This is a genomic window from Halomonas sp. CH40, from assembly GCA_041875495.1.
Taxonomy (GTDB): domain Bacteria; phylum Pseudomonadota; class Gammaproteobacteria; order Pseudomonadales; family Halomonadaceae; genus Vreelandella.
The window spans coordinates 80,969-94,552 of sequence record CP112982.1 but is presented as its reverse complement, the minus strand read 5'-3'; the positions used below and the strand labels follow the sequence as shown (position 1 = coordinate 94,552).

The window sequence follows — 13,584 nt, the reverse complement described above, 5'->3', positions numbered from 1 at the left end:
TGATTAGCGTGATTGGGCCAGCAAGTTACCCGTTTCCAGTTGGCCAAGGGTCTGCATGACGGCCACCAATTTGTCAGCGTAGCGCGGGTCGGTTGCGTAGCCACCGGTCTGCAGAGCTTGCGCTGCCTGTTGCGGGCTATCTGCGTTGACAACCTCACCATAGCGCGGATTGTTGCCGATCAGCGAAGCGTAGTCGGTAAAAGCATCAGTGTAGGAATCATAAACGCGAAAGGTATCAACTACCTGAGTCCGTTTCCCGCCGATATATTCGTGGGTCACAATGTCCGTGGTTTTGCCTTCCCAGCGGCTGCCTGCCTTAATACCAAACAGATTGTGGCTGTTCTGGCCGTCCTGAGTTGAGATGGCATGCTGCCCCCAGCCGGTTTCCAGCGCAGCCTGGGCCAGAATCAGCTCAGCCGGTACACCGGTAACCTGGCTGGCCTGTTGGGCAGGTTCAGCCAGAGTCGCCTTGAACTGCTGCACATGATCAGACTGGGTGGACCTTGGTTCGGCACCTGGCGCTTCTGGCGCCACTGATGGCGGGGGCGCTGTGCGGCTGGTTTCAATCTGGTTCAGAAAATCACTAGCATCAGCCGCGCCCTGCGGCGTCTCAACTGCCAGGGAATCCTTACCACTCAGCGGCTGAGGAGTGCCACGAGGGATACCGGCAATCAACGCCTGAGTATCGCTATCTTTCCCGGCAACGCTCTCACTACGCTGAAAAGCGCCCTGACGCTCAAGCTGGTTGACCAGGGCATCGGCCAGCCCCATCCCCTTGGAGGCAATCACCTGTGACCACTGCTGATCAAGCATCGACTGATAAGAATCCGTGGCCTGACTGTTCATCAAGCCGGAGGTTGGCACTGCCTCACGCATGCTTTTGATCATCATCTGCACGAAGATCGCCTCAAACTGCTGGGCAGCGCTTTCAACGCCTTGCTCAGGATTGGTGCGTGCGGTGTGCTGAAGGCGTTGAAAACCTTGCATATCCAGCGCGAACTGGCCGGTCATATCCTGATTGATGCTCACTAGATCACCTCCAGTTCAGCGCGCAAAGCGCCAGCGACTCTCAGGGCTTCCAGAATCGACATCAGATCTTGCGGCGTGGCACCCAGTGCATTCAGTGCATTGACCACTTCGTTCAGGGCAGCGCCTTCAACAATCTGCAGGAAGGCTTCCTGCTGCTCGATATCCACATCCGTATCAGGCACCACGACGGTCTCGCCTTGCCCCAGCGAGTTGGGCTGGCTGACCCCAAAACGGGCATCAATCATGATCGACAGGCTACCGTGAGCCACTGCGGCTTGCTGCAAAGTAACCGCCTGATTCATCACTACCGAACCTGTACGTGAATTGACGACCACCTTGGCGCGCGCGCGGTTAGGCGTCATATTGATGTTTTCTACCCGTGCCATGAAGTTGACTCTAGCGTTATCATCCGCGGGGCCATCCAGAGCAATGACGCCGCCGTTGCGGGCATAGGCTACCGGGCTACCAAACTCATCGTTGATCGCCGTGACCATGCGCTGCGCTGTGCCAAAATCCGCCTCGTTAAGTTGTAGCTCCAGGGTACCGCCATTAGCGCCCAGATTTAGCGGCACTTCTCGCTCAACCATGGCGCCATTGGGAATCCGGCCTGATGCCTGCTGATTGATCTGCACACTGCTACCCCCGGCTTCGGCACCGGCACCACCCACCAGCATATTACCCTGGGCGATGGCGTAGGTATCACCGTCGGCGCCCTTCAGAGGCGTCATCAACAGAGTACCGCCGCGCAGGCTACGCGCATTGGCAATAGAAGAAACCACAATATCCAGATCCTGACCGGGGCGAGCAAAAGGCGGCAGATTGGCGGTCACCATCACCGCTGCTACATTGCGCAACTGCAGGTTGGTTCCGCTCGGCACCGTTACCCCCAACTGGGAAAGCATATTGGTCAGACTCTGGCTGGTAAAAGGCGCCTGAGTCGTCTGGTCACCGGTACCATCCAGGCCCACTACCAGACCGTAGCCTACCAGCTGGTTGTCACGCACCCCAGCAAAAGTGGTCAGTTCGCGCACCTGCTCAGCCTGCACGGGTAACGCCATCAGGCAGACCAGGGCAAAAGCACCCAGAGACTGCCAACGTTTTCGTCTGTTAGTGGCTTGCTTGATTTCATCGAATTGCTGACTGTGCATCAGAATGCCTGCTTGCCGTTCAGTTAACCTAGAAAGGCGATACGTTCAGGAAGAAACGCTGTAGCCACCCCATGGTCTGGGCCTCATTGATATAGCCATCACCCACGTACTCAATCCGCGCATCCGCCACCTGAGTGGAAGGCACCGTGTTCTGGGCCGTTACAGTGCGCGGGTTCACCACACCGGAAAAGCGGATGAACTCGGTTCCCTGATTAATCGCGATCTGCTTTTCACCGCGCACCCTGAGGTTACCGTTACTCATCACTTCAAGCACCGACACCGTAATCGTACCGGTAAAGGAGTTGGAAGCCTGGGAGCCACCACTGCCGGAAAAATCACTGTTTCCGGAGACGTTAAACCCGAAATCCGCCAAGGTGTCCAAGACATCTGGGAGCTGCTCCAGCTCCAGCCCGGCACTGCCTTCACGGCCAGCATTGGACTGAGCGTTTTTGCTGGCACTGACTTCTTCATCTAGAACGATGGTCAGAATATCGCCAATCGAGCGCGGGCGCCGATCCTCAAATAGCGGCTGGTAGCCTCGGCGCGCCTGATAGATGGAACCGTTAGCCACCGGCGGCGGGCGATCGACAATCGAGATCTGCTCCTGCTCCCCGACCACAGAGGCGCGGGGAACCTGCGCGCAGCCAGACACAAGGATTAATAGCAGGCCTAACCCGCACAGCGCTAGACGCTGACCGTAATGGGTTAACCACTGGCTCATGCTGGAAACCTCACCATTACAGCTGGCTCAAACGTGCCAGCATTTCATCACTGGTGGAGATGGATTTGCTGTTGATCTCGTAGGCGCGCTGGGTCTGGATCATGGTGACCATTTCTTCTACCACGCTGACATTAGAGGTCTCGACATAGCCCTGGAAAAGGCTTCCGGTACCGTTCTGGCCGGGAACATTCTGGTTGGGTGCACCAGATGACCCGGTTTCGAGATACAGATTACCGCCAATGCTTTCAAGCCCAGTCGGATTAATAAAGGATGCCAGATTTACCTGGCCGACTTCATTACCTAAGGGGTTGCCTGGTTCCTTGACGCTTACCGTGCCGTCTTCGCCAATGGTGATCGTCAAGGCATTAGGCGGAATAAAAATGGCCGGTTCCAGCGGGTAGCCATTCGCCGTGACCATCTGGCCGTTTTCATTCAGCTGGAAACTGCCATCACGGGTATAGGCCGTGGTGCCATCCGGCATCAGTACCTGAAAAAAACCTTGGCCATTAATGGCCAAGTCCCGCGAGTTTTCGGTCTGCTCCAGGCCGCCCTGAGTGTGCAGACGCTCGGTAGCCACAGAACGCACCCCGGTACCGACCTGCATACCTGACGGCAAGCGATCCTGGATATTATTCTGCGCGCCTGGTTGGCGCATATTCTGATAGAGCAGATCTTCAAATACCGGCCGTGAGCGCTTAAAGCCGTTGGTGCTGACGTTCGCCAAGTTGTTGGAAATCACGTCCAGCTTGGTTTGCTGTGCTTCCAGGCCGGTTTTGCCTGTCCAGAGAGATGAGATCATTGGATTGTTTCCTTTGGCTGCTTGGCTTTATCAGCCTTGAATCGAAAGGATGCCGTTGGCGCGTTGGGCATTTTCATCTGCAGTGCTGATCACCTTCATTTGCAGGTCGTAACGGCGTGCCACATCAATCATTGATACCATAGCGTCCACCGCGCTGACGTTACTGCCTTCCAGCGAACCACTGACCAGACGGGCATTGTCATCGGCTGCCAACTCTCCCGGCTCACCTTCTTCATTTTCCGAGGCGCGAAATAGGCCATCTTCACCGCGGGTCAGTTCGCCCGCTTCCGGTGTTACCAGCTTGAGACGCCCAACATCCACCAAGGCTTCAGGGCCTTCACCCTGAGGAATGGCACTCAAGGTACCATCTGCACCGATAAAGACTTCAGCCCCTTGCGGTACATTGATTGGCCCACCGTCACCCACCACCGGCCGACCCAGATTTAACACTATGCCGTCGGCATCAATCTGCAGATCGCCACGGCGTGTGTAGGTTTCGCTGCCATCTTCAGACTGAACGGCCAGAAAAGCATCGCCCTGCATGGCCACATCCAGGGCACGCCCTGTCTGTTCCAGCGGGCCCTGGGAAAAGTCGCTGCCCGGTGTTGTGGTCACCGCATGCGTACGCGAATCCAAACGCGCTTCGCCCTGGATGGGCACTGAGCGCACGGCATCAAACTGGGCACGAAACCCCGTGGTGGTGACGTTGGCCAGGTTGTTACTCACCACGGATTGCTGATCCATGCTGTGCTTGGCACCACTCATTGCGGTATAGAGCATTCGATCCACGCTGGCCTCCTGACGGTCAGAAAATCAAGCGAGTAGACCATCATCACAGGTTGATAATGGTCTGCAGCAGTTCATCCTGGGTACTGATGGTATTGGAGTTCGCCTGATAGGCGCGTTGAGCGATAATCGTATCAACCAGTTCACTGGCCAGGTCCACGTTGGAGGCTTCCACAGCTTCCGCCTGAATCTGACCGAAACTGCCGGTACCCGGCGCACCAAGGTTTTCAAGGCCCGACGCATTGGTGGCGGACCACAGGTTATTACCAATCGGATTCAGACCTTCTTCATTACGAAAGCTGGCCAGGGCAATTTGCCCAGCAGCGCGGGTTTCACCGTTGGTAAAGTTACGCTGAATCTGGCCATCTTCGGTGACGGTAATACCTGCCAGGGCACCTGAAGTGAAACCATCTTGATTCAGCTCTTTCTGTAGAGAGTCGGCGGCGAATTGGGTGGTGCCATCGAAGCGAAATTCAATGTCTAGCGGGTTGGCGACATCACCTCCAGGAATACCTGCAACGGTTGCGCTAGCACCGTCACTACCTAGCGTTACGTCTGCTCCTCCTACTCCAGTAACAACGCCATCTGCATCGGTTAGGATTTTACCGTTAGTTCCAAACTCTAAAGTAAATGAGCCTTGTTCTTCACCATCAGTGACAACAGTAGCTTGCCAAACGTTGCTAGTCTCATCAGCTACTGCAGTCCTCTCAAAATATGTTGCAACATTTATCGCGTTGCCTAAAGAGTCATAAGCGGTGAAGTTGTTAGAAAAATGGTAGTTGAGCTCATCCCCTGGACCACCACCTGGTGGGATATTTATTTCTATAGTACTAAGATCTGCTCCAGCCTGTACCGTAGCATCCAGATTCAGTAAGGCATTGACTTCTGTAGTGGCCTTGGCAGGAATATCATCAGGTGGCACATTCAAAGCCTGCGGCGCGCCACCCACCACAACGTCTGAGAACGGGAATGGTAATTCACCATCAGCCGCTTCTGTGATGGTCTCATCCATACCATAACCCATCAGCTTATCGCCTTGAGCATTAACAATATCGCCAGTCGCCGTAATGTTGAACTCGCCGTTACGTGAATAGCCAACTTCACCAGTGGAGCGCTCCAGACGGTAGAAGCCGTCACCGGCAATCGCCAAGTCCAGGTTACGCCCAGTATTTTCGATACTTCCTTGAGTAAAGTCCTGGCGTACATCAGATACCTTCACACCAATCCCTCGGGACGCCGCAAACACATCGGCAAACAGGACGTCAGAACTTTTATAGCCCCGCGTTTGAGAGTTAGCGATATTATTGCCTGCCGAGTTCAGCTTATCTGATTGGGCGTTAAGGCCTGCCACTGCGGTTGTAAATGACATCGTTGTTTCCTCACCAAAGCCTGATTGTCTAAAACGTCTTTATTGTTAAAAACGTCTTTAACTTAATGTTTATAGATAACTAAAAATTCAAAGAATCTGCTTGATCTGCTCCAGGCCTACCTGACCGTAGACGGCACCGAGATCAAGACGCACTTCGCCATTACTTTCAGCGGGTGAAACACCTTGCACCAGCGCATAGTTAAGAGCCTGTGAATCCATTTCCTCGCCTTCGCTATCAATCGCATTCAGGCTGACCCGGTAATCCCCTGGCGGTAACGGCTCACCATCGCTATTCAAGCCATCCCAGCTGAACGACTGGACACCCGCATTAACGTTCTCTACCTGCTCGGTATAAACCACTTCACCGCCCTGGCTGCGTACCGTAGTCTCAAGGCGCTGGGCAGGCTGATCCAACTCAACACCAAAAGGTGTAGCGTTGACCGAGCCGTCTTCATTGCTACCCACCTTGACACTGTTGCCAGGCACCAGCACGGCGTTACCAATCAGGCCAGAAGCCTGAAGCATTTTGCCGGCATCCATCTGCTGGGTAATACCTTGCAATGTCTCGTTAAGCTGTTCGATACCACTGACGGTATTGATCTGAGCCAGCTGGGAGGTCATTTCCGCATTTTCCATCGGGTTCAGCGGATCCTGATTCTCTAGCTGAGTGATCAACAGGGTCAGGAAACTCTGACGCAGCTCGTCAGACTCGTTTTCACTTAACTTGGCTCCGCCACCGTTGATATTGCTGAGCGTGGCTGGATTAATACCGTCTATCATGGTTTACCCCTCACCCAGCGTCAGCGTCTGCATCAGTAACTGCTTGCTGGTATTGAAAACTTCCACATTGGCTTGATAAGAGCGCGAGGCTGAAATCATATTGACCATTTCATGGGCCGGCTCAACGTTAGGTTTGGTCACATAGCCTTCTTCGTCAGCCGCTGGGTGGTTAGGCAAATACTCGCGACGCAGGGGAGAATCGTCTTCCACCACTTCAGTGACCCGTACGCCGCCAACCCCATAGCGGTTATTTTGCGCCTGGGTTTCAAACATCACCTGCTTGGCGCGGTAGGTTTCACCCTCCGGCCCAGCAATACTGTCAGCGTTAGCAAGGTTGCTGGCAGTCACGTTCATGCGCTGGGATTGCGCGTTCATGGCAGAGCCTGAAATGTCGAAGGCGGAAAACATGGCGATAGGTGCTCCTGGTTATTCTGGCTGCATGGCGCTTTTCAGCCCCTGAATACGGCTGTTGAGCATGGAAAGCCCAACGCGATAGCGCACGGCGTTATCGGCAAACTGAGTGCGCTCTTCATCCATATCAACCGTATTGCCGTCCAGGCTGGGTTGGTCAGGCACACGGTAGAAAAGATCAAGATTATTTGCGCCGCTCATCGCAGGCCCTTGACCAGGCAAATGACGCTGTGAGGTCAATGCCAATGCCAGACCGCCTTGCTCTTGGGATGCCTGCACACCGCTATCCACAGCACGCTTTAGCTCACTGCTAAAATCAATATCACGCGCCTTGTAATTAGGCGTATCGGCATTAGCAATATTCGCTGCCAAGACTTCATGACGGGCGTGACGCAAGCCTAGTGCCTGCTGATGATAATTAAAGGCAGATTCAAGCTGATCAATCATGCCTAACCTCGCACTGTGCGAAATGTTAAAAAAAGAAAATTTATCAGCATGAAGAATACCCGTGCAGTCGTCAGCCTAAAGCAGAGAACAGCCGTTTTTTCGCCCTGTATTTCTGCTGATGCCGCTGAGTTCATTGCGTAGACTCTAAAGCTCCTGACCGCTTCACTAACTTTGCAGGCTTCTATGCTCAACGCTCTTTTTGATGGGCTGCATTCCATCTGGCGGGATATCCGTATGCTGCTTGCAACCGGGCTGGCTCTGACACTGGCTTCCATGGCGGTACATGCTGATGACCAAGCGCTCACCCAACGGGTGCAACAATTTTTATATGAGCAGACTCAGGCGTTAGGTGAAGAGGTGATCATCGAATTACGCCCCTCTTCGCCGCACTTATCCGCTTGTATTGGTCCCGAACCGTTTTTGCCAAATGCTGATCAGTCACCTTTGGGTCGCGTCAACGTGGGTGTGCGTTGTGGCGAAAATCAGCGTCAGGTGCGCTATTTGCAGGCAACCGTTGATGTTATCGGCGAATATGCCGTGGCCGCCCAAGATATTCCCCGTGGTGCGACGATCAATGCGGCTATGCTTGGTCAGCAACAGGGTAATCTTGGAGACCTTACATCCCGCACCATAACGGATCCCCAAGAGATTATTGGCAAGGTCGCCCGTCGGCCTATCCGTAGTGGCAGCACACTTCAACCTCATGATATTCAAGCACCTTTACTGGTAAAGCGTGGCCAACGGGTGAACGTTATTGCTCAAGGTAATGCGTTTCAGGTTTCCCGCGAAGGTGAAGCCATGGACAATGGTGCTGAAGGCGAGCGCATACGCGTCCGCTTTGGCTCCCGGGATATTCTTGAAGCACGTGTCGTGGGGGATGGACTTTTGATGATTGATTTCTAACCTGAGTGCTAAAGTTTTTTTGATGTGTGCCGATAGTTGTATCATTGGCGCATCACCGCCTACCCATGTTGATGGAGGCAAACAACGTGAAAATTGACACATTGAATTCGCTTTTGCGCCCTAACCAGGCCCAGCAGCGCGATGATGCGCAGCGAGCGCAAATGCAGAAAACGACCGATTCCAGTGCTGCGGCAACGTCTGAAACCCGGCTGAGCCAGCAAAGCATGGATGTATCCCAGGATATTGACAGCGCCAAGGTGGATGAGATTCGCACGGCTATTCGCGAGGGTCGCATGGAAATTAACCCTGAACGCATTGCTGATGGCTTACTGTCAAAGCTTGATGTCTGAGAACTATCTGTGATGGTAATGCCTGTGAGGAAATATTGATGAGCCTTTCACGCCTTCTCGCGACACAGCAAACACGTATGGATCACCTGATCAGCTTGATGGAACAGGAGCAGAAGCTCCTTACTCAAGGTGATATCGATGGTGAGGCGTTGGCACGCCTAGCTGAAGAGAAACAGTTACTGCTCGCTGAATTGGATAAGATGGAAGCACTACGCCGCGATGTACAAAAGCGTCTTGGTTATCCTGCTGGTCACGCTGGCGCCAAACAGGCCGCCCAGGATGCCAACTGCCAGGAGGACTGGCAAAGCCTTCTGATCAAAAGTGAACGCGTGGCGCGTATGAATGACCTGACCGGGCAGATGCTCTCTTTGCGTATGAAACACAACCAGCAAATGCTTGACTATATCCGCCAGATTGCTGAAAAGACACTCTATAAGCCCGATGGCCGCAATAGTGCTCAGCCTGGTCGTATCAATGCTTCAGCTTGATGCTCTCACATCACGCTTGCCTCGCAAATATCTCTATTAAACATAGACAACCATTATACAAAAGGCTTCAATAGAGCATCATCCTCTGTTCTGGAGTCCTTCATGTTATTGCCCCATTTACCTGATGCGTTTACTGCCGTAGTGGTTGGCGCTGGCGGTGGTATTGGTCAGGCAGTAGTCAAGGCGTTATCTGCTTCACAGCGACCTTCACGTATTATTGCGGTCAGTCGTTCACCGCTGGAATTTGCTGATCCGCGTATCGAAACATTGACGGCGGATGTTAGCCAGGAAGACGGGCGGAGCGCTCTTCAACAGCACCTCGATAAACAACCCGTCCACTTGGTGTTTAACGCCATCGGCATTCTTCACGATGACGCTGATAGTATCGCACCTGAAAAACGCATGGACGACATCGACGCCGATCATTTTGCCAAGGTCATGCATATTAATGCGGCCACCCCCGCCTTGTTGTTCGCCGCTATCAAGCGTTCCTTGCAAGGCAAACATCCTGTTGTGATTGGCAGCCTGTCAGCGCGCGTGGGGTCTATTGGCGATAATGGCTTTGGGGGGTGGTACAGCTATCGTGCCAGCAAGTCAGCCCACAACATGTTGATGAAGACGCTTTCGATCGAGCTTAAACGGCTAAATAAGCAGTCTATTGTCCTTAGCTTGCATCCAGGCACCACGGATACTGAGCTTTCCAGGCCCTTTCAAGGGCGTGTTCCAGAACATAAGCTTTTTACGCCTGATTTTGTGGCAGAAAGCCTACTGGACGTCATGTCTCAACGCACACCTGATGATACTGGTAGCTTCTGGGATTGGGCTGGCGAGTCCATCGAATGGTGAATCGTGAATCGTGAATCGTGAATCGTGAATCGTGAACAGAAAAGCAAAGCCCTCTGCCGGAGGGCAAGGTTTTTTTGAAGAGCACACAGCAAAACGCCCCATACACGGTGTGCATGGGGCGTTTCTATATAGGTGCCTGACGATGACCTACTCTCGCATGGGGAGACCCCACACTACCATCGGCGCTAAGCGGTTTCACTGCTGAGTTCGGCAAGGGATCAGGTGGTTCCCACTCGCTATGGTCGTCAGGCGTAACAGGTGATATAACAAGCTGATTCAACGGCGTTCAATGGCCGCTGCGTAGTGTCGGTGATCGTCTCTTCGTATCCGGCTCTGGCTTATTCAGCCATCGTTATCATTGGCTCCAGACCCCTTGGGTGTTATAGGGTCAAGCCTCACGGGCCATTAGTACACGTTAGCTCAACGCCTTGCAGCGCTTCCACACCGTGCCTATCAACCAGCTGGTCTCGCTGGGCCCTTCAGGAGGCTCTAGGCCTCAGGGATGTCTCATCTTGAAGGGGGCTTCCCGCTTAGATGCTTTCAGCGGTTATCCCGTCCGCACTTAGCTACCCGGCAATGCCACTGGCGTGACAACCGGAACACCAGAGGTGCGTCCACTCCGGTCCTCTCGTACTAGGAGCAGCCCTTCTCAAACATCCTACGCCCACGGCAGATAGGGACCGAACTGTCTCACGACGTTCTAAACCCAGCTCGCGTACCACTTTAAATGGCGAACAGCCATACCCTTGGGACCGACTTCAGCCCCAGGATGTGATGAGCCGACATCGAGGTGCCAAACACCGCCGTCGATGTGAACTCTTGGGCGGTATCAGCCTGTTATCCCCGGAGTACCTTTTATCCGTTGAGCGATGGCCCTTCCATACAGAACCACCGGATCACTAGAACCTGCTTTCGCACCTGCTCGACGTGTCTGTCTCGCAGTCAAGCACCCTTATGCTCTTGCACTCATTGCACGATGTCCGACCGTGCTGAGGGTACCTTCGTGCTCCTCCGTTACGCTTTGGGAGGAGACCGCCCCAGTCAAACTACCCACCACACACTGTCCTCGATCCGGATAACGGACCTGAGTGAGAACGCCAATGATGCCAGGCTGGTATTTCAAGGGTGGCTCCGCTCGAACTGGCGTCCGAGGTTCAAAGCCTCCCAGCTATCCTACACAGGCAACATCAGCGTCCAGTGTGAAGCTATAGTAAAGGTTCACGGGGTCTTTCCGTCTAGCCGCGGGTACACCGCATCTTCACGGCGATTTCAATTTCACTGAGTCTCGGGTGGAGACAGCGTGGCCATCATTACGCCATTCGTGCAGGTCGGAACTTACCCGACAAGGAATTTCGCTACCTTAGGACCGTTATAGTTACGGCCGCCGTTTACCGGGGCTTCGATCAAGAGCTTCTCCGAGGATAACACCATCACTTAACCTTCCGGCACCGGGCAGGCGTCACACCCTATACGTCGTCTTGCGACTTGGCAGAGTGCTGTGTTTTTACTAAACAGTTGCAGCCACCTGGTATCTTCGACCGGTTCGGGCTTGGAGAGCAAGTCTCGTCACCCTACGCCGGCGTGCCTTCTCCCGAAGTTACGGCACCATTTTGCCTAGTTCCTTCACCCGAGTTCTCTCAAGCGCCTTGGGATTCTCACCCTGACCACCTGTGTCGGTTTGGGGTACGGTCGCACATGATCTGAAGCTTAGAGGCTTTTCCTGGAAGCGTGGCATCAGTGACTTCCTGACCGTGGTCAGTTCGTTTCGCATCTCGGCTTTAAGCGCCCGGATTTACCTGAGCACTCGGCCTACTTGCTTTCACCAGGACAACCAACGCCTGGCTCACCTAGCCTTCTCCGTCCCCCCATCGCAATCATGTCCGGTACGGGAATATTGACCCGTTTCCCATCGACTACGCCTTTCGGCCTCGCCTTAGGGGCCGACTCACTCTGCTCCGATTAGCGTCGAACAGAAACCCTTGGTCTTCCGGCGAGGGCGTTTTTCACGCCCTTTATCGTTACTCATGTCAGCATTCGCACTCGTGATACCTCCAGCGAACTTCTCAATTCCCCTTCATTGGCTTACACGACGCTCCTCTACCGCTCATCCAGAGGATGAACCCGTAGCTTCGGTACCTGATTTAGCCCCGTTACATCTTCCGCGCAGGCCGACTCGACTAGTGAGCTATTACGCTTTCTTTAAAGGATGGCTGCTTCTAAGCCAACCTCCTAGCTGTCTGAGCCTTCCCACATCGTTTCCCACTTAATCAGGATTTCGGGACCTTAGCTGACGGTCTGGGTTGTTTCCCTTTTCACAACGGACGTTAGCACCCGCTGTGTGTCTCCCACGCGTCACTCACCGGTATTCGGAGTTTGCCTCGGGTTGGTAAGTCGGGATGACCCCCTAGCCGAAACAGTGCTCTACCCCCGGTGGTGCTACATGAGGCGCTACCTAAATAGCTTTCGAGGAGAACCAGCTATCTCCGAGCTTGATTAGCCTTTCACTCCGATCCACAAGTCATCCAAATCTTTTTCAACAGATCCTGGTTCGGGCCTCCAATTGATGTTACTCAATCTTCACCCTGCTCATGGATAGATCGCTCGGTTTCGGGTCTATATCCTGCGACTGCATCGCCCAGTTAAGACTCGCTTTCGCTACGGCTCCCCTAATCGGTTAACCTCGCCACAGAATATAAGTCGCTGACCCATTATACAAAAGGTACGCCGTCACGGAACAAGTCCGCTCCGACTGCTTGTACGCACACGGTTTCAGGGTCTATTTCACTCCCCTCTCCGGGGTTCTTTTCGCCTTTCCCTCACGGTACTGGTTCACTATCGGTCAGCCAGGAGTATTTAGCCTTGGAGGATGGTCCCCCCGTCTTCAGTCAAGGTTTCTCGTGCCCCGACCTACTCGATTTCACATGATCAGATTTTCGACTACGGGGCTATCACCCACTATGGCCGCGCTTCCCAGCGCATTCGCCTAATCAGTCACATGCTTAAGGGCTGGTCCCCGTTCGCTCGCCGCTACTAGGGGAATCTCGGTTGATTTCTTTTCCTCAGGGTACTTAGATGTTTCAGTTCCCCTGGTTCGCCTCCTGTCACCTATGTATTCAGTGCAGGATACTCATCTTGTGATGAGTGGGTTTCCCCATTCAGAAATGCCCGGGTCACAGGTTGTTTGCCACCTCGCCGAGCCTTATCGCAGGCTTCCACGTCTTTCATCGCCTCTGGCTGCCTAGGCATCCACCGTGTGCGCTTCATTGCTTGACCCTATAACCCGAAGGAGTCTGGTCGCGCAATGATAACGATTGCCGGATACGCTTGAGACGTATCACACAACAATTTACTACGTACACCTTTTTTCAGGCAGGTATTCACAACGCAGAGCGTTATTAATATCTGACCTTTCAAAAGGTTTATCAGCTTGATATATCTTGTTAAAGAGCGACTGTTCGATGAACAGTGATAAGCCAGCGTATTAATCACGTTCTGACTTATCAATGG

General features: G+C 53.6%; 13 protein-coding genes and 2 rRNA genes. 4 read left to right on the top strand and 11 right to left on the bottom strand.

Translation table 11 applies throughout. From position 1 onward, the window contains the following. Positions 1-3: 3 nt before the first annotated feature. From flgJ to flgB, 9 genes are all read right to left on the bottom strand, one after another. Positions 4-1,029 carry a flagellar assembly peptidoglycan hydrolase FlgJ gene (flgJ, locus tag OR573_00430; protein ID XGA80155.1) on the bottom strand — a complete coding sequence of 342 codons (1,026 nt, stop codon included), beginning with the start codon at positions 1,027-1,029 and terminating at the stop codon, positions 4-6. Further along, the gene (locus OR573_00425) at positions 1,029-2,087 is read right to left on the bottom strand and encodes a flagellar basal body P-ring protein FlgI (GenBank protein XGA81635.1); all 1,059 of its coding nucleotides are present in this window, start codon (positions 2,085-2,087) and stop codon (positions 1,029-1,031) included. Before OR573_00425 ends, flgJ begins: the two co-directional genes overlap by 1 nt. Before the next feature lie 118 nt (positions 2,088-2,205). Continuing rightward, positions 2,206-2,898, bottom strand: a complete 693-nt coding sequence (locus tag OR573_00420) for a flagellar basal body L-ring protein FlgH (protein ID XGA80154.1) — start codon at positions 2,896-2,898, stop codon at positions 2,206-2,208. Positions 2,899-2,914: 16 nt separating this feature from the next. Beyond that, complete coding sequence (gene flgG, locus OR573_00415) at positions 2,915-3,697, bottom strand: flagellar basal-body rod protein FlgG (GenBank protein ID XGA80153.1); 783 nt, start codon at positions 3,695-3,697, stop codon at positions 2,915-2,917. A 30-nt stretch (positions 3,698-3,727) separates the two neighbouring features. Beyond that, the gene (locus tag OR573_00410; GenBank protein XGA80152.1) at positions 3,728-4,486 is read right to left on the bottom strand and encodes a flagellar basal body rod protein FlgF; all 759 of its coding nucleotides are present in this window, start codon (positions 4,484-4,486) and stop codon (positions 3,728-3,730) included. A 43-nt stretch (positions 4,487-4,529) separates the two neighbouring features. After that, positions 4,530-5,852 carry a flagellar hook protein FlgE gene (gene flgE, locus OR573_00405; GenBank protein ID XGA80151.1) on the bottom strand — a complete coding sequence of 441 codons (1,323 nt, stop codon included), beginning with the start codon at positions 5,850-5,852 and terminating at the stop codon, positions 4,530-4,532. An 87-nt stretch (positions 5,853-5,939) separates the two neighbouring features. Next, positions 5,940-6,632, bottom strand: coding sequence for a flagellar hook assembly protein FlgD (locus OR573_00400; protein ID XGA80150.1), 693 nt, complete (start codon positions 6,630-6,632; stop codon positions 5,940-5,942). Between the two features lie 3 nt (positions 6,633-6,635). Then, positions 6,636-7,046, bottom strand: coding sequence for a flagellar basal body rod protein FlgC (gene flgC, locus OR573_00395; GenBank protein ID XGA81634.1), 411 nt, complete (start codon positions 7,044-7,046; stop codon positions 6,636-6,638). Positions 7,047-7,058: 12 nt separating this feature from the next. After that, on the bottom strand, positions 7,059-7,490 hold the full coding sequence (gene flgB, locus OR573_00390; protein ID XGA80149.1) for a flagellar basal body rod protein FlgB: 432 nt from the start codon (positions 7,488-7,490) through the stop codon (positions 7,059-7,061). Positions 7,491-7,724: 234 nt separating this feature from the next. On the opposite strand from flgB, the gene flgA reads away from it, so the two are divergent. The 4 genes from flgA to OR573_00370 all read left to right on the top strand — a co-directional run bounded on the left by flgA (position 7,725) and on the right by OR573_00370 (position 10,077). Beyond that, complete coding sequence (gene flgA / locus OR573_00385) at positions 7,725-8,393, top strand: flagellar basal body P-ring formation chaperone FlgA (protein ID XGA81633.1); 669 nt, start codon at positions 7,725-7,727, stop codon at positions 8,391-8,393. Between the two features lie 86 nt (positions 8,394-8,479). Beyond that, positions 8,480-8,743 (top strand): flagellar biosynthesis anti-sigma factor FlgM, encoded by a 264-nt coding sequence (gene flgM, locus OR573_00380; protein ID XGA80148.1) that lies wholly within the window; start codon positions 8,480-8,482, stop codon positions 8,741-8,743. Between the two features lie 38 nt (positions 8,744-8,781). Continuing rightward, on the top strand, positions 8,782-9,231 hold the full coding sequence (flgN, locus tag OR573_00375) for a flagellar export chaperone FlgN (GenBank protein XGA80147.1): 450 nt from the start codon (positions 8,782-8,784) through the stop codon (positions 9,229-9,231). Between the two features lie 102 nt (positions 9,232-9,333). Continuing rightward, a complete protein-coding gene (locus tag OR573_00370; GenBank protein XGA80146.1) occupies positions 9,334-10,077 on the top strand; it encodes an SDR family NAD(P)-dependent oxidoreductase in 744 nt (247 codons plus the stop codon). A 134-nt stretch (positions 10,078-10,211) separates the two neighbouring features. Here the strand turns inward: OR573_00370 and rrf are convergent. After that, positions 10,212-10,327: ribosomal RNA gene (rrf, locus tag OR573_00365) — 5S ribosomal RNA — on the bottom strand. 134 nt (positions 10,328-10,461) lie between these two features. Further along, positions 10,462-13,350, bottom strand: a 23S ribosomal RNA gene (locus OR573_00360). Between the last annotated feature and the right edge of the window lie 234 nt (positions 13,351-13,584).